This is a genomic window from Vibrio zhanjiangensis, from assembly GCF_030161235.1.
Taxonomy (GTDB): Bacteria; Pseudomonadota; Gammaproteobacteria; order Enterobacterales; family Vibrionaceae; genus Vibrio; species Vibrio zhanjiangensis.
In genome coordinates this window covers 158,839-176,265 of record NZ_BSPW01000024.1, presented here as the reverse complement: position 1 = coordinate 176,265, position 17,427 = coordinate 158,839, and the positions used below count along the sequence as shown (strand labels likewise).

Sequence of the window (17,427 nt, the reverse complement as noted above, 5' to 3'; positions counted from 1 at the left end):
TTTATCGGAAGTCAACATTACTCGATAACTGCCTCAGTTTCTTTTGACTCTTTTTCCGGCTGACCAAAACCGCGCAAACCAACGACATGCACATGCTCATGGTCCTTAAACACCTTACGAACCAGTTTATACGTCGTCCCTTTTTCAGGGCTAATATTTTCCGGTGCCGCAATAAGAAGTTGCATATCTAGACGGTCACATAATTCAAACAAAGTTGAAATCGACTTCGCATCTAAACGAGCGGCTTCATCCAAAAATAGAAGACGACATGGCACAATATCTTTGCTTCGCAAACGCCTTGATTCCTCTTCCCAACTTTGTACAACCATCAGTAGTATTGACTGCCCTGTACCGATTGCTTCACCTGTCGACAAAGCACCCGATTCCGCTTGTAACCAACCATCCGAACCACGGCAGACTTCAACACTTAGCTCAAGATAATTACGATAATCCAACAGCTCTTCGCCCAATACTTGAGGGCTTCTCTGCCCCATATCAATATGAGGATTAACTCGTTGAAATAGCTTCGCCATCGCCTCAGAAAAGGTATGTCGTGTGGTTTCAAACAGATCTTTATGCTGCTGTTGCTGAGAGGCGAGCCCTTTGAGTAAGACCTCATGGCTTTCTCGAATTTTCACATTCAAGCGCACCCCTTTTACCTGTCCAAATGCGATATTCGATAAACCTTGATTGAGCATTCGAATACGGTTTTGCTCACGCTGAATCGTTTTCTTTATTATGCTCGCAACTGAGTCAGAGCTGATAGCCAAGCGATGTTCTCGCTGAGTCAGTTCTTCGGTTAACCGCGCTAACTCAACTTCCATCTCTTCAATAGCTTCAACAGGATCATCGGTACGAATAATGTCTTGACGAATACGCTCTCGCAAATGCTGATAAACAGCGATATAAAAGAGGACTTTGCGTTCTGGGCGTGAATTATCTTCCGACAAACGAAGGCTATCCCGTAGGTCATCATTATCTGAAACCGCAAGACGCAGCGCACCCAGTGATTTATCGGACATCGAACGCAGCTCATCTGCCGATAGGTAGGCGAGCTCACGTTTATGCAATCGACGTTCAACGTCATTTTCACGGGCTAAACGCAATACGGAACACCAGCCCGCCTTGGCAGCCACAACAAACGTGCGAAATTCGACATAGTCCTTTTGAACTTTCTTGAGACGTTTTGCCAAACCTTTCATTTCTAGCTCAGTGGATGTGATCGTCCTTTCATATTCGCTCTTACGACTGCGTGATGTATGCAAGCGCTCTTGCAGTTCATCACGACGACGAGCAGCACGCTCTTTTGCACCTTCATCAGCCCTCACTCCAAATTCTTGAAGTTCTTGCCTAAATTCCTGTACCGTTTCTTGTTTCGCTTGATGGGAACTCTTGAGCGAAGCCAACACCTGATTGTATTGGTTCATTTGGCCTTGCGCCTGTTTCAATTCCTCACGAGAGCGTGATCGCTGCCGCTCAGCCTCCACAAGCTTAACTTTCAGCTGTTCACTTAATTCGCTACTTTTATCGAGTAGTTCAAGGGAGTCAGAATAAGCAAAATGATGGCGACGTTCTATAAGGTCCGACAAAGCAAAGAGACATTTCTTCAATTCCTGTAACTGAGCATCTGCGGTGCGGTATTCTAATTCAAGTGCATCAAATTGCTCTGGGTCAGCATCCAGCGCGGATACGACTTTTTCCAATTCGATGATGGACTTTTCGTGACGCGCTAAGAAATCTTTTGCTTCTAGTAATTGAACGATCTTGTTCTCAACATCTTCGAAACGCTCTGTCAGAGATTCATCTTCCATTAACAACATGACAGGTGCCAACTTATCAAGTAATGTCAGTGCCTGTTTACTTGATGCCAATTGTGCTCTGTGCTGTTGTTCTTTCGCATCCAAATCAGCCAATTCTCGTATGATTTGGTTGCGTTTATCGCGCATAATAACTAGTGCTTGTTCAGGATCAGGTTCAAAGGCAACTTGAATATGCTGTGCAACAAAACGATTAAAAGCTTGATAGAGACGCTGAAGTTTTTGTGAATCAAAAGCCGCTTTTGCATGCTGTTCAACAACCTCTTCTCGTTGCTCACGTAATAGCTCCAAACGTTGCTCGCGAGCTGCGCGGCCAAATAATGGAATCTCAGGAAGACGAGAATAGCGCATTTGGCGATCGTTCATACGAACACAAACAGCACCTTGTAACTCTTCTGCATCAAAAGAGCTATCATCAAAGGCATCAATATCACCTTCAATAAGGTAGAGATCTTCAGGACAATCATCCAGCTCTACAAGCTTTGCTTCAATATCTGTTAGATCTGAAACTACGATAGCATGTCGTGATGGCCCATACATGGCGCTAAAATAGGGAGCGTCATCTATAGTAATGTCATCATAAATTTCTGAGAGTAAAACACCTCCCAATGTATCCGCTAAACCTTTTAAACGTGGATCATTCGAGCCTCCAGGTGAAGCAAGCCTCTCTATCTCATGTTCTAGTTGAGCTCGACACTCAGCAAGTTTATCTTTAGCCAGTGACTGCTGTTTTTCCTGCTCTAACACCACTTGCATTTGAGACATAACCGCTTGCTTGTCATATAAATCAGCGCCACTTTGCTCTTTGAGAGTTTCAAGTGCATCATGGGCTGCAATCCAAGCGGGAGCGATATTTTCTAGCCTTTGTATCTCGGCAGATACGTCTTGCTCTAAACGGCGCTTATCACTGCGCTGCTCGCGCAATCCATCCCAATCAAACTCCAGTGATTCCACTTGTGCTTGCTTTCGCTCACGTTCTTGCTCTAGCGTCACTTCATCAATCAGTTGAATTTGGTGCTGCTTATAGTAAGCATCCACACTTTCTTTTGCCTGCCGCTGCTGACTCAAGCGACGTTCCAAATCCCTATGCTGCGCTTGCCACTGTTGCTCATTATTCACAACCTGCCTCGCATCTCGGGCTTGGCTAATTATCGCTTTCGCATGCTCAGAGGCTGCTCTGCGCTCAACATCAGAGCCTACAACACTTCTAACGATTTGCAGTGCCGATTCAAATTGCTCTGCTAAGGCAGACGACATGTCAAGTTTGTGCTTAACCGCTAGTAGTTCAGCCGTGTTATCGGATTCTTGGTGTTTAAGCTGTGAAACTAGCGTTTGAGCCTTCTCGACGGTTAGCTCATCGTCACCAAGCAATATTTTCGCTTTTTCTAACGCCTGTACAGCTTGTTGGTATTGGAGGGCTCTTGTTTGCTGCACATCCAGAGCCTGTTGGTAATCTGCAAGCTGAGTCTTTAAGCTATCCACTTCTTCTTCAGCAATCAAAGCCTGTTCTTCGAGCACAAGGACACGTTCTTTAGCCTCTTCAACAACCATCATCTGCTCTTCAAGACGTTCATTGAGTTCTTGCAAATCTTCTTGATAACGTTCGATTTTTTCTTGATGACGAAGTGCATTCTGCACAAGTTGAAGGTGATCAGAAGCCGCCTGATAATCTTGCTCTAATGCCGACTCTGACTCTACCAATAGCTCAAGTTCTTGTTTAACTCTGTTGAGCAAGTCGTTTTGCTCCACCAAAGTTTCACGAGAGCTTAAAAGCTCTGAACGAAGAGAAAGTGTTTGCTCCAGTTTACTGCGCCGCTCATTGGCATGACGCATATAGTCTGCTGCCACATAATTGGTTGACTCTGTAATTAGATGCTTAAACAAATCACGGTCAGATTGGGTGGTTTTAATCGCTTCAAGCGTCATGCGATTCTCTCGCAATGCCGATTCCATATCTTGGAAAGCTTTTTTAACGCCGCCATTTTGAGGCAATAAATAGTCACGTAAAGAGCGCGTAATTGCACTGGAGATCCCACCGTACAAAGACGCTTCAATCAATCGATAAAACTTTGAACGGTCGCCAGAATTGCGTAATTTCTTCGGAATCACACCAAACTCAAACATTTGCGCATGGTAGTCAACAATCGAGTTAAAGACTTTGAGCTGAACTCCTTCGTATTGTGCTACGCATTGTTTAATCTCATTCGTCTGACGAACACGAGCTTGAGTATCCGAGACACTTTCAATCAAAATATCGGTCGGTTTAACGTGACTAGGCAACCCTTGAATAACAAATGGCTTAATGTCAACTTTCTTATCTCTACCCGCGACTTGCTGCAATTTCACCGCAAACAACAAACGTTGGTTACGTGAGTTCACAACATCTAACGCTGCATAGCATGCACCCGGCTGTAGCTTTCCGTACAAACCTTTGTCTCGTGATGATTGGCTGCTACCTGCCTCTGTTGTATTACGAAAGTGAAGTAATGTTTGATCTGGAATCAAAGCGGTAATGAAAGCTGCCATTGTGGTTGATTTACCAGCGCCATTACCCCCTGACAAAGTAGTCACCAAGCCATCAATATCAAACGTTCTGGCAAAAAAACCATTCCAGTTAACCATGGTCAGTGATTGATATTTGCCTCTTTCAATCATGCTTCACCTTCTTCTAAATTCAAATTTTCTGACTGAAACGACTCGTCATCATGCTCGGCTAATAAACTCACTTGGTTCGGTTCTTTCGTGTGAATCACTGCCTCACCATCACGGATAAGACGCAACTGAGCTTCGCGTATATCATCACCGATGCGAACATCAGCACCGAAACGAAACACAGACTCACTAATACTGAATTTACCTGTTTCACCAATATTGATGATCATCCCTAGGCGTCTTAAACGGCGCAGAGAAGTTCGCACTTTCTCAAACAGCTTCTCTTTATCCAAATCAGATCCCGTCGCTCGGTTAGTGACTAGCTTCATGAGTTTTTTCTCATCAGATAGTGTCAACAACTCGTCATAAAGTTCTTGGTTAGTAAAAATACCTTCATGAGCCAATCGCTCTGGACTTAGGTATAAGAAACACAGAACTTTGCCAACCAACATGTCCAGCTCAGACAGTACACTGCGACTGATAAGCGAAGTAGAGCGAGGTCGTAGATAGAAAAAACCCTCAGGAGCTTTAACTAATTCAGTATTATAACGCTGGTAAAACGATGATAACTCAACCTCAAAGTCTGACAACAATGCATGATTGTCGAGATCATCTGTTGATATATGTCTGCCAGCACGCAACATACTATCTAGCATTGGAAATAGTGGGTTTGAGATTGCTTTAGCCAGCTTTTCTGGCATGTAATCATTAGTATCGGTCGATAACATTTGCTTGTACCTTTGCTCCATACGGATTGATCGCCTGCCAGTCTGGCTGAATCGCCTGATAATCTGACTCTGAGTACCCAAGGCGTACTGCTTGATCAATCACAATACGAGCTAAATCAAAATGGTGAGTGCGTGGATGTTGAGCCAAGTAATCACGCAAAACAGCACCCAAGTGGATTGGTGTGCCCTGCTCTTTGTGGACTTTTAGCATGCTACTTATGCGTTCCGAGAGATCATTGTTGATTTTCTGAAATTCCTCGTACTCAACTTCCATTGGTACCTGCCCAGTCACTTCATCATCTCTGAGGACTAGAGCTTCATCCCTAAGATCAACAAGCCTCTCGGCATCGGCATAAGTAAGAAGCCAAGGAGAGTCATCATAATCTTTGATTGATTGACGCAAACGTGTACTAAAAGCACGATTTTTGTCCATATCAATAGCCGTTCGGATAAACTTATGGACGTGCCTGTCATAGCCTATCCATAAATCAATGGCCTGTTGACCCCAAGTTGTAATTCGGTCCAATTTCATCTGTAAACCGAATAGGGCTTCCTCAATAAACTGCAAAGAATCCTGACCATAGATAATCTCTTGGATGTCAAGAATCTGAGTTTGCAACTCATCACTCGCAGCTTGAAGTGTATTTTGCAGCTCACGTAAATTGTTCGATGTCTCAGAAAGTAATCTCTCACAGCTGCTGATTGCTTCCCGCCAATCTTTGTTGAGAAGCTCGGCAATTTGCACTTTAACAGACTGCTGCTGCTCATCCATCACTCGTTGGTTTAAATCTATCTGATCAAATATTTCGCCAACAGAGTACTTCAAAACACCAAATACATTCTTTTTCCAATGAGCTGGCGTGCCTCCTTTCTGAGCAGACTCAATCGCCTTCGACATCTCATCGGCAACCATGGAAAGCTGGATAGAAAGGCGTAGCTTAGAAAATTCTCGATGACGGAGATAATAGTCTGTGACACCTACCGCCAGCGGAGATAGCCGATAGATGCTGGCACCATCGTTAATTTCACTGGTGAAACGGCTGATCAATCTCTGTTTTACCATATCATTAATTGCATTGTTGGCCCGAAACGCCGTCGCTTCACCCGTCGTATCAAAGAGCCTCGTAACAATGGCAAACGCATCATGCAATTCACCTTCTCCCAGTTCTTCGTCAAACCTCTCGTTGCTCAACACTGCGACTGCGATCAGGAAAGCTAAACGTTCAGTCGTTAAATTTAATGAGAAGTCGTGCTGCTTTACCCAACCAACCAGTTCATCAATTGGCTGCCCAGCAGCATTGGCAAGTATCTCACCCATTATTATTCCTGCTCTTTTTTGCCCATACATGTATATAGCGACCCATAGAAAGATAGGGTTCCTGACGACATAACTTCCTCTCGAGCGCCATTACATCTTGTGTTTGATAATCTCCCAGATATTCCCTGTTTCCAATATAATCACTGAAACATCGGATACCTGCTTTGCCACAAATTTCAAAACCTGATTCCTCTATCCATAGATAAACATCTTCCGGTTTGAGCCCTTTCTGTGGCTGCAACTTAAATCTCTTACGATGAGGCATACCATCCAATATATGAGGAATATTGCCACACACTACATTCTTATAAACTAACCCATGGTGGTTGTAGAACATGATAGAGGCGGCTCCACCAGGTCTAACTTCATCGAGCAAGGTTTGCAGTACAGCTTTCGGTTCTGCCAACCATTCCATCACAGCATGAAACATCAAAATATCTACAGGTTCATTTAAATGTCTTGCTATGTTTTGGGCTGGTGAATGAATTAGGCGATACTGCTCAAGCAAACCATTTTTTTCAATATCTCGGCGAGCTAGTTGCAACATTTCCGAAGATAGATCACACAAAGTAACTCGATGTCCGAGTTTAGCTAGCTTTTGCGAAATTTGCGCCAATCCACCTCCTGCATCAAGCACATGGAGGCTTTTCCTGCTACCATTAATAGCAGAAAGTAATTGTTCAAGTTCTTCCCAAACAATCACTTGGCGTATCTCACCCTTATCAGAGCCGTAGATGTTTTTTGCAAATTTGTGCGCGATATCGTCGAAATTACGATCTTTAGTCACGGTGGGTTGAGTTATTATGTCGTGTCATACTGCTATTCTGTCACATAGAAAGCAGATATAAAGAAAGATTATCTTAAATTAAAACCAACTGGTGTTTTTTCGGACTATTTGAGTATGTTTGAGCTGAAAAAAGTCGTGTCATCACTATTAATGCCTTTGCCTGCCATGTTAATCATGGGCATTATTGGTCTGATGCTTATCATGTTTACAAAAAAGCAAAAAACAGGATGCTTTGTTGTGCTGTTTTCCTTCCTAGGTATTTTTCTCATCTCTTTCCAGCCTGTTGCATCAAGACTTCTTCTCCCTCTTGAGCGCCAATATACGGCCTTTTTCCCAGTGGACGAAACCATAGACTACGTTATGGTATTAGGTAGTGGCCACGTAGTCGATGACAAAATCCCTCCGACGTCCGAGCTTAGCCGCACAGGTCTAATGCGACTTTCTGAGGGAATAAGAGTCATGCGGATGTACCCAGGGTCAAAGTTAATTCTGTCAGGATATGCGGGCGGCTCAGAAGTAAGTAACGCACGTATGATGGCCAAAGTCGCTCTTGCATTAGGCGTCGCCAAGTCAGACATTATTTTATTGGAAACAGCCAAAGATACGTGGGAAGAAGCCCGTCAAGCTGCAGCATTCATTAAATTGAAAAAACTTGTCATTGTCACATCTGCCAGCCATATGAAACGAGCCCTGATGGAGTTTCACTCAGCAGGATTAAAACCCTACCCAGCCCCAACTAACTATCTTGCCCAACGCAACGTAGAACAAATTTGGGTTAAGTATGCACCGAAAGCCGTTTATCTAGAACAAACTGAAATATATTGGCATGAAACTCTAGGATTAATATGGCAATCGCTGCGCAATTGGGTTTCAAATAGTGACCATAAAGACAGTATTGTATCAGACAAAAAAGTAATAAAAGGTGATACCTGATGGCAGTGCTGTTCACTCACTCATGACCGAACCCCTTTCCATTCTCACCCAGCTAAAGGCCTCGTATACAAGAAAAAGTGAGTAAGTAAATCCAAATGTGTGATGATAAGCCTATCGCACACTGGGTTTTTGTTTGCTCTAGATGCTTTTGCGATCTAAAATCGAGAGCGAAAACGATAAAAACTAACAGAACAAGAAACAAACCGCTAAATAGAGCGGTTTTTGCGTTTCTGATACTTACTGCCCACCTACATGGCTTTCGATGAAAGCTTCCGGCAGTCATCGACAGGATAAAACCTTATGGCCACTATAAAAGACGTTGCCCGCTTAGCTGGCGTCTCAACAACTACCGTTTCTCACGTAATCAACAAGACTCGCTTTGTTGCCGAAGCAACACAAGAAAAAGTGATGGAGGCCGTTACTCAATTGAACTATGCCCCCAGCGCTGTGGCGAGAAGTTTAAAGTGCAACAGTACTCGCACAATTGGAATGCTTGTCACCCAATCCACAAACCTTTTCTTTTCCGAAGTGATCGACGGTGTGGAGAGTTACTGCTACCGTCAAGGCTATACTCTTATTTTGTGTAATACTGGCGGAATTTACGAGAAACAACGTGACTACATACGGATGCTCGCGGAAAAACGAGTTGATGGCATTTTGGTCATGTGCTCCGACTTAACAGAAGAGCTAAGCGAAATGCTTGATCGCCATAAAGATATACCTAAAGTTGTGATGGACTGGGGGCCAGAGAGTTCTCAGGCAGATAAAATCATCGACAACTCTGAAGAAGGGGGTTACCTAGCCACCAAGTATCTCATCGATCATGGCCATGAGCATATTGCTTGCCTGAGTGGACACTTTGAAAAAGCAGCCTGCCAAGAACGTATTCAAGGATTTCGCCGTGCTATGAATGAAGCGAAACTTAGCGTCAATGAAGATTGGATTCTTGAAGGAAACTTCGAGTGTGATACTGCGGTTCTAGCGGCAGATAAGATTGTTGCCATGGATGATAAACCAACCGCCGTATTTTGCTTCAACGATACCATGGCATTAGGCTTGATGAGTAGGTTACAGCAAAAAGGTATCAAAATACCTGAACAAATTTCAGTTATTGGCTATGACAACATTGAACTTGCCGAATATTTCTCCCCCCCCCTTACTACCGTTCATCAACCTAAACGTCGAGTAGGCAAAAATGCGTTTGAAATTCTTTTAGAACGTATCAAAGACAAAGAACATGAAAAGCGTGTATTTGAAATGCACCCTGAGATCGTCATTCGCGATACCGTTTTTGATTTAAACAAATGACCAAAACCCGGCTGATAACTTAAACTATTAGCCGGACCTATCATTTTAACACAAAATATTGCGATATATGTCACACTTACATGATCATGATGTGATACTTACCTCAAATCTTATTTATCCTTAAGGTGTTCGACTAATTGCCACGAACAGGGCAAACCACTTCGAAAGAGTGGGACGCAAAGCTTCCGGCCTGACTCAGGAAACTGAATGGTAGCGGAGTTACCGATGGGCAAAAATGCAACCAAGCATACTGTTTAAAACAAAACATGGACTGGTAATTTGAAGTTTCAAAAACCAAACGTATTTGTTCTAAAGAATGTATGACACTTTTTACAACACTTTACCTGCATTATTTTGCTAATCTCTCGGACCTGGTTTTGGTGGCGTATAATTTTATATACACCGAGATAAAACAGCATGGATAAACCAATACTTAAAGAATCGATGCGACTTTTTGATCAGCTTGGTCACATAAAATCGCGCTCGATGTTCGGCGGATTCGGCATCTTCGCAGACGACACTATGTTCGCATTAGTCGTCAACGATAAGCTGCACATCCGCGCCGATGATAAACTAGCTAATCAATTCCAAACTGAGGGACTAACTCCGTATGTTTATAAAAAGCGTGGTTTTCCAGTCGTAACCAAATATTTCGCTTTAACTGACGATGTCGCATCTTGCCAAGAGCGTGCACTTTTACTAGCACAAAGTGCTTTGCAAGTAGCAAAAAAAGAAAAGACCTCTCAAGCCAAAACGAGGCCTACCCGTCTTAAAGATCTTCCAAACCTTCGGCTAGCGACTGAACGAATGTTAAAGAAAGCAGGAATTGACAGTGTCGAGAACTTGGAACAAGCCGGCTCAGTAAAAGCGTTTAAAGCCATTCAAGCTACTCACTCAGCGGAAGTATCGATTGAGCTATTATGGGCCTTAGAAGGTGCAATCAAAGGCAAGCACTGGTCGGTAATTCCTTCAACTCGTAGAGCTGAATTGGAAACACTTCTCAATAGCTAGCTCAAGAAATAGCAGCTAACTGATAGGTAAGCCAACCAGATAGGTTGGCTTTTTTGTATTTTCTTTTGAAATTTTACGCCAATTCAACTGTTCTTATCTGATAGTCTTTGTTAGCTTAAATGTAGGAAATGAGTATGAATAAAAAGCTCGTGTTAGGTGTCTTGTTGGTCGGATTAATCTTATTTCTTGGGATTAACTTTAGCCACTACCTCACTTTAGAAAATGCCAAAGCTCAGCAGGCATCACTGTCTGAGTTCATCAACAATCACTTTACATTGGCCGCAATCAGCTATTTTCTTGCATACATAACTATCACCGCATTTTCTATTCCTGGCGCTGCTGTAGTTACCTTATTAGGTGCCGCTTTATTTGGCTTTTGGACGAGTTTATTACTCGTCTCTTTTGCCAGCACTATTGGTGCCACCTTTGCCTTTCTTAGCAGCCGTTTCCTGCTTCGCGATTGGGTACAAAACAAGTTCGGTGATAAATTAAAAGCAATTAACGACGGCGTAGCAAAAGATGGGGCATTTTATTTATTTTCATTGCGCCTTATCCCAGTGTTCCCGTTTTTCTTAATTAACTTACTTATGGGCCTAACTCCCATTACTACTCTTAGATTTTACCTAGTAAGCCAGTTAGGTATGCTACCTGGCACTGCTGTGTATTTGAATGCTGGTACACAACTTGCGCAGATAGATACCTTATCCGGTATTGTCTCGGCCCCGGTATTACTTTCTTTTGCCCTGCTTGGACTATTTCCTGTGATAACCAAGTGGCTGATGGGTAAACTTAGAAGAACTTCACAACCACAAAACGGTCGTGCCTCTTGAAAATCTACTCAGCACCGACAGGTCCAGAAGTTCATATTGTCTGTGAACTTCTGAAATCGTCGAATATCGATTGTAAAGTGTTAGGAGAAGGCATTTTCGGGTTACAAGGAGAATTGCCCTGTGACGCAAGTACATATCCATATATTTGGTTACTGGATGCAAGCCAAATTGGTCAAGCAACTAAGATAATTGAACATTATGAGCAACATGAGCAGTCTACGTCACGATGGCAATGCGAAAAGTGTTATGAATTCAACGAAGTACAATTTGGTTTATGTTGGAAGTGCAATACGAGTTGTCGAGATTAGCATGGTTTGGGTTGTATAAAGCGCCTAGATGACGCTTTATACAAGAGTATTGATATTACAAGTTACTCTTAATTAGAGAAAGATTATATTTTGTCGTTTCATAAGCCTGTAATGCAACCGTATAAGCATTCGGGTATTCATTCGGTGAATCCACTTCTGGCACCCAAAACTTTCTTCTGCTTAACCGCAGTCCTTGATCGAAACCTCCAACAGCATTAAAAATTTCAACCGCTATCGGTCCATCATAATGCCGTAAAATTGGCCTAAACATATCTTGCCAAGGAAGCCAACAGTTTGTTAGATCCCCTCTGTCTGGAGGGGAAGCTTGAGCATAATGTAACCGGTTTTGGCTAGCCAGATAGTCTACTTGCCCTGCAAATACCTTGGGACCATCGCCATCAAGTACCTCTTGAGCACTGTCGATAACTACTCCTACTGTTTTATCGTCTATATCGTCTAAAAATTTTATAAGCTGGGCTAGCTTATTCGGACCGGGAGTTTCCCAGTGGCTGATCGGCTCAATGGCAAGTTTGACACCTCTGTCTCTCGCATATTGAGCCAAGTCTCGAAAACTGTCTTTCGCCACTTCGTATCGCGCATCTAACTCATCTTGAAGTGCATCACTCCAAACAGCGTTACCATTTGGCGCATCAAAAACAAACCCACCATATGGAATCACCATTGGCCCCATCATAATCTCGCCACCCATCGCTGCGGTAATATCGATTCTAGATTTAAGATAATCAATACCAGCCTGACGCAGCTCAGGATTGCTGGAGCTTGGGTCTAGGGTAGTGGTTGCGCCAACGTTAGTGGCAATTTTGATATTAGCAAGGCCTTCAGAGTTCATTCTTGCTCTAAATTCCCTGTATGCCTTCAGCTCTTGGTCATAGGTTGGAAAAGCATAAGACGTCGTTTCTTCCCGCCCAGGATGGATTTCAAATCCAACGTATCCTAAATCGACTAGGTGTCTCATGTGAACGATGGCCTGATCCAAAAAATTCTCATTTTCAATTGGAAAGTTGGAGTCGAACATAAAAAAGCTAAAGTATAGCTCTGTCTGATTTGACATAGATATTGCTCCGCATCAAGTATACTAAGTTACAGTCCGGTGATTTCTCTTAAGTACTGACGAGCCATTTGAGCGTATAATAACGGCTTAGCCTTTGCCGGATCTTGTTCTGCTTCTACAATCAACCAACCAGAGTAGTCTTTTTCAACCAATGCTTGGAAGATAGCCTCAAAGTCCAAACAGCCCGCAGGGTCTCCAGGTACAGTAAATACTCCGCGAAGGATTGACTCTTTAAATGACAATTGATGGGCTAGACAATATTCCATTACCTCTTGGCGAATATTTTTTAAATGTACGTGACGAATTCTGTCACCATAGAGTCTAATAAATTCGAGGTTATCACCGCCAGCAAAGTGAAGATGACCTGTATCCAGACATAAGTTGACTAAGTTTGGATCTGTCATTTCTGCTAAGCGGGCAATTTGATCCATGTTCATCACCCCTGTTCCCATGTGGTGGTGGTAACACATAGTAATGCCTTTTTGGTTTGCTTTGTGTCCGAGATCATTCAAACCGTTAGCTAAATTTTTCCATTGTTCATCACTAAAATTTGGCGCATTAGGAACGAGAGCGATTGGCTGTTGATGTGATGAACACCCCAACTCAGCCAGCACCATATCTCCGCTTTTCATCGCTTGAATAAATTCAATTTCCTTATCAAAGTTCTCCAGCGTTTTCTGGTACATATCTTTAATGGTGAAATAGGTGCTTACCCAAGGCTCAGACATTTGTAAGCCTCGCATATCAAGTTCGGGTTTTAACACTGCAGGGTCCGAGGGGTATTTGTGTCCTCGGCTACAACCACAAAAGCCAGCTAAAGCCATCTCACTTACAATTTGCTCAAATGGAATGCCGATATCAATATCTGGAAAGTCGTCGTTAACCCAACCCGCCGGTGTGATACCAAATTTAACACTTCCCTCTGGAAACATTGTTTGTCTGCTCATACTTTTATTCCTTTAGCCAAATGATATTTACGATAAACTTTGCTACTTGTTATTGTTCCATCGGAACCTTAGGTGGGTACGACCAAGTATCTTTAAAATGAATATTCGGTGGGCTTTGCCAAGAACCGTAACCAGGCCCTTTTGCACCAGATGGGTTAGCACCAATAGCTAGCCATAATAGCCCTTCGGTATAAGAAGATGGACTGACAAAAAAAGTTCGATCACTGTCACTTGCCCCATAGGCCTCTCGCCAATCATTCGGTAGCTGATACCAAGTTCCTGTATACCAAAGTTTGATGATGTTTCTCGCCACCGGGCCAAGCTTAGGGTCACCTAAAATATTCTTTCTTATCTCTCCCAACAAATTGTTTTCTGAGTGAGCAAGCTGACAGATCCCCTCAAATTTCTCCAGTAACTCTAACGTTATTTCCATCCCTGTTATCGACGCTAAAGTCTGTAGATAGTCATCTACCTGCCCTGTGCCTTGAAGCGTAAATCGGTCAAAGTCTGTAAGAACACTTGAGAGCTCAATGAATAAATTGACTTGTTTGCTCGTTAATCTCATGACAAGGCCTCCTGAACATCAATTTGAACCTGACTGAGTTCCTGACTGACGTTGTACAATTCGAAAGTAGGAGCGCCATTGATATGAGATTGGTTAGGAATAGGATTACGTATTAGCTGAGTCGCTCCTTCTTTAAGCCTGAACATATCGCAAACCGCCCCTAATAAAACATTTTGGTTTCCATTGAACGCTTCTGTAACTAATGCCAAAAACTTGAGGTAGTTCTGATTGAACAAACGAGCTGCTCGGTATAATTCAGATTCAAGTGGGTAATCACTTAACTTGGGATTAGACTTAATTGGATAGACCTTTTCAAAATTTACGCTAAATCGCTCTCCTGTTGGCTGACCTGGTTGGTCACCAACTTGGTAGTATTGACCCATTTTTAGCTGCTCAAACCGATAGTAGTGGGAAATTTCGCCCTCTGAATTGAAGATACTGCCTCCATGCCCCTCACCCTGCTCTTTTATCAGTTCAAGTGCTTTTCGTGCTGTGTCTACGTCGTTCACTTCTATCACTTCACCGCCACCTGAATAGTAATAAGCGTTCGAGACCTGAAGATGGCTTGAACCAACGAATATAGTGCTTCCGCTCGCCTTGGCCTCAGCTTCCAAAAACTCAATACCTTCCAATATCGCGTCATAAAATTCGCCAATACTATAAAAACGGTAATTGTGTCCTTGGTGAGGAGTAATGGCGGACAACTCAAATTTATCGACATTTGAACACGGTATACAACCTTTACAAAAATTGGAACGAGGACCTGTATCTGACATTTTTGAAGGTCGCTCAATGTTCAAAAATGTCTCTAAAGTTTCTGGTGAAAACGGGGCAATTGAAACTTTAAAGTCCGTCTCTCCATCGGGCAAAAACGTCGGAAAATTGGGCACAAATCCCCTCTTAGTAAGGTCTGGCTTTTTGCCCACTGAATTCAAAACATTGGCAGCAAGGGTAAGGTGCAGCATTTCTTCCACTAACACGGCCCTAATCGTCGCAACAGCTTCGAGGTTGGTATTTGGATAAATACTATACAAAGCCGTCAGATAAGGAGGTATGGTTGCATGCTCTAATTGAATCGCAGCCTCAAGCATATAGTGAAGCTGCTCTATTGAATCAATGATACGATCATTCATAACAACCATCCTTTGCAAGTTTGAATTCTTTATCAGACACAACGCTAATCTTGTACTGCGTCAGTCGGCTTAAGATGTCTTCCGTGGTCTTATAGCAAAGGGCGGCCAAAGTTAATGTGGTATTTGATGTCCCTATACTGGGCATGCTACCCGACCCCACTAAATAAAGATTCTCGTGATCCCATGATTTTTGGTTTTCATTGACGACTGAATTTGACGAGCAACTGCCCATTATGTGCGTTCCTGAGAAATGGTTTCCGCCCCGAAAATAATAATTTTCTCCTTGGTAATTGAAGTAACCGTAGTCTAATGGCGAATAACTAGAGCAGTCTTGTGCACCTAGACGTTGAAAAAACACTTTTGATGTTTTCCTCGCGTAAGCAATGCCTGCTTTTGAGTAATCCGACAAGTTATAATTTACGATTGGGCGCATATTACCAATAGCGTCTTTGTACTTAGGGTCTACGGTAATACGGTTACTTTCATCAGCGACCTGCTCCACCATGTAGGCAAATAGAAGCTGGTTTGAAATACGATCAACAACCCCTTTTCTCAGTTCGCGACCAAACTTATTCTGCTCATCGACTAAATGTTCAATGTCGGTGAAAGGAGAGCCCGTGGCCCAGCCCCAACCATCATTATGAATATCAATACCAAAAGGCGCTTGCTTGCTGCGCCCACGACCATGTCGAAAATCTGCGATTCCCGAAGTACATTTAGTACCACGCATGGTACCAGCTGGCTCGGGTAACAAGCCCCATGTAAGCAAATAGGTATGATCCATCAGATTTTTACCTATTAAACCACTCGAGCTTGTGAGCCCAGACGCTAACATCAAACGAGCATTTTCAACCGCATTGGTTGCCAATATGACGATCTTTCCACGCGCTTTATGTGTGGTATATTCGGCACTTTCAACTGACTCATAATGCTTAAACTCAATGCTATCTATCGAATTATCTTCCTTATTTACCGAGACCTTACTCGCAACCGCCTGGGGTAAAAAGTCAAGCCGTCCGGTTTGAGCTGCATCGAGTAACGTTTTGCGAGCATCATATTTTGCTTGGACAGGACAAATGGGCACGCAATTATTATTGCCTTGGCACCACCCTCCCTGCTCTACTTGATAGCCACTTACGGAACCTTTAGGTTTATAGCCTTGTCCAACATTGTACGCCTTGTTGGGAATCCCGTTTCTACCTTGGGGGAAAGGTCTTACTTGAACCGTATGGCTTTCACCGTACAAATCGAACTGGCTGCCATCGATGCCTTTTGCAACGACTTGATCCAAGTATGAGGGAGGCAAACCATGCATTGGATAAACATAGTCAGGTTCGTACTTAATGCCATAGAACTTCTGATCTTCTACATTTGCTGATACACCAATTTCACGCTCTGCGATTCGATAATAAGGCATCAAATCATCGTAGCTGATAGGCCAGTCAAGGCCGACACCAAAGGAAGTCCTAATCGAGAAGTCCTCGGGCAACATCCTTAAAATTTTCGCTTCCCAGTGCATGGTTGTTCCCCCTGCTACACGCGTGTAGGTACTGTCAAGAGCTAAGGGGCCATTTTGAACCATATACCCTTTGTCGTTTGTAACACCGGGAATCAACTTACTAATGTCGGTGGATCTAGGCATAGGTGCATTGGGATTTTCGGGATAGGGTGCGTTGTTATCTTTAGAAGCGTTGGCGTAATACTGACTTACATATTGTTGAAAACCACTATAAGTAAAGTCTTTTGCGGGCCCTGCCTCAAGCATTAATACTGATAAGCCTTTTTGGGTGAGCTCTTTAGCTACGATGGCTCCACTAATTCCAGAACCAATTATTAACGCATCATAAACGCCCAGCTCAGACTTGCTAACAGCTTGTTTTAAATTAATACTTTGTATCTTTGATGATGGATCATTCATAGAAAGCCTCAGTTTTTTCTAGCCAATGCCATCAATACCTATGGCAAAAATCAGTGTAGCAGCTAAATCCTTACCCTAAAGACAACATAAGAAAATGATT

The 17,427-nt window shown here is 43.1% G+C and carries 14 protein-coding genes and 1 riboswitch; of the genes, 5 read left to right on the top strand and 9 right to left on the bottom strand.

What is annotated here, in order from left to right; genetic code table 11:
- Positions 1-17: 17 nt before the first annotated feature.
- From mukB to cmoM, 4 genes are read right to left on the bottom strand one after another with little or no spacing between them, the layout of a single operon-like run.
- Positions 18-4,472, bottom strand: coding sequence for a chromosome partition protein MukB (mukB, locus tag QQK21_RS07550; protein ID WP_284191588.1), 4,455 nt, complete (start codon positions 4,470-4,472; stop codon positions 18-20).
- On the bottom strand, positions 4,469-5,197 hold the full coding sequence (gene mukE / locus QQK21_RS07545) for a chromosome partition protein MukE (protein ID WP_284191587.1): 729 nt from the start codon (positions 5,195-5,197) through the stop codon (positions 4,469-4,471). The genes mukB and mukE overlap by 4 nt, the downstream gene beginning before the upstream one ends.
- On the bottom strand, positions 5,178-6,515 hold the full coding sequence (gene mukF / locus QQK21_RS07540; protein ID WP_284191586.1) for a chromosome partition protein MukF: 1,338 nt from the start codon (positions 6,513-6,515) through the stop codon (positions 5,178-5,180). Before mukF ends, mukE begins: the two co-directional genes overlap by 20 nt.
- Entirely contained in the window at positions 6,508-7,302 is a 795-nt protein-coding gene (cmoM, locus tag QQK21_RS07535; RefSeq protein ID WP_284191585.1) for a tRNA uridine 5-oxyacetic acid(34) methyltransferase CmoM, read from the bottom strand. Before cmoM ends, mukF begins: the two co-directional genes overlap by 8 nt.
- 114 nt (positions 7,303-7,416) lie before the next feature.
- Between cmoM and elyC the strand changes: the two genes are divergently transcribed.
- From elyC to QQK21_RS07510, 5 genes are all read left to right on the top strand, one after another.
- Positions 7,417-8,235 (top strand): envelope biogenesis factor ElyC, encoded by an 819-nt coding sequence (elyC, locus tag QQK21_RS07530; protein WP_284191584.1) that lies wholly within the window; start codon positions 7,417-7,419, stop codon positions 8,233-8,235.
- Positions 8,236-8,535: 300 nt separating this feature from the next.
- Entirely contained in the window at positions 8,536-9,543 is a 1,008-nt protein-coding gene (purR, locus tag QQK21_RS07525; protein WP_284191583.1) for an HTH-type transcriptional repressor PurR, read from the top strand.
- A gap of 140 nt (positions 9,544-9,683) precedes the next feature.
- Positions 9,684-9,770: riboswitch (cyclic di-GMP riboswitch) on the top strand.
- Between the two features lie 190 nt (positions 9,771-9,960).
- Positions 9,961-10,554 (top strand): TfoX/Sxy family DNA transformation protein, encoded by a 594-nt coding sequence (locus QQK21_RS07520; protein ID WP_284191582.1) that lies wholly within the window; start codon positions 9,961-9,963, stop codon positions 10,552-10,554.
- Between the two features lie 134 nt (positions 10,555-10,688).
- Positions 10,689-11,384 (top strand): TVP38/TMEM64 family protein, encoded by a 696-nt coding sequence (locus QQK21_RS07515; protein WP_284191581.1) that lies wholly within the window; start codon positions 10,689-10,691, stop codon positions 11,382-11,384.
- Entirely contained in the window at positions 11,381-11,692 is a 312-nt protein-coding gene (locus tag QQK21_RS07510) for a putative signal transducing protein (protein WP_284191580.1), read from the top strand. Before QQK21_RS07515 ends, QQK21_RS07510 begins: the two co-directional genes overlap by 4 nt.
- A 55-nt stretch (positions 11,693-11,747) precedes the next feature.
- On the opposite strand, the gene QQK21_RS07505 is transcribed toward QQK21_RS07510, so the two are convergent.
- From QQK21_RS07505 to QQK21_RS07485, 5 genes are read right to left on the bottom strand one after another with little or no spacing between them, the layout of a single operon-like run.
- Positions 11,748-12,764, bottom strand: a complete 1,017-nt coding sequence (locus tag QQK21_RS07505) for a sugar phosphate isomerase/epimerase family protein (protein WP_284191579.1) — start codon at positions 12,762-12,764, stop codon at positions 11,748-11,750.
- Between the two features lie 29 nt (positions 12,765-12,793).
- A complete protein-coding gene (iolE, locus tag QQK21_RS07500; protein WP_284191578.1) occupies positions 12,794-13,711 on the bottom strand; it encodes a myo-inosose-2 dehydratase in 918 nt (305 codons plus the stop codon).
- Between the two features lie 49 nt (positions 13,712-13,760).
- Positions 13,761-14,276 (bottom strand): hypothetical protein, encoded by a 516-nt coding sequence (locus tag QQK21_RS07495; protein WP_284191577.1) that lies wholly within the window; start codon positions 14,274-14,276, stop codon positions 13,761-13,763.
- Positions 14,273-15,409: a ferritin-like domain-containing protein gene (locus tag QQK21_RS07490; RefSeq protein WP_284191576.1), complete on the bottom strand. Its 1,137-nt coding sequence runs from the start codon at positions 15,407-15,409 to the stop codon at positions 14,273-14,275. Before QQK21_RS07490 ends, QQK21_RS07495 begins: the two co-directional genes overlap by 4 nt.
- Positions 15,402-17,327: a GMC family oxidoreductase gene (locus QQK21_RS07485; RefSeq protein WP_284191575.1), complete on the bottom strand. Its 1,926-nt coding sequence runs from the start codon at positions 17,325-17,327 to the stop codon at positions 15,402-15,404. Before QQK21_RS07485 ends, QQK21_RS07490 begins: the two co-directional genes overlap by 8 nt.
- Positions 17,328-17,427: the final 100 nt, after the last annotated feature.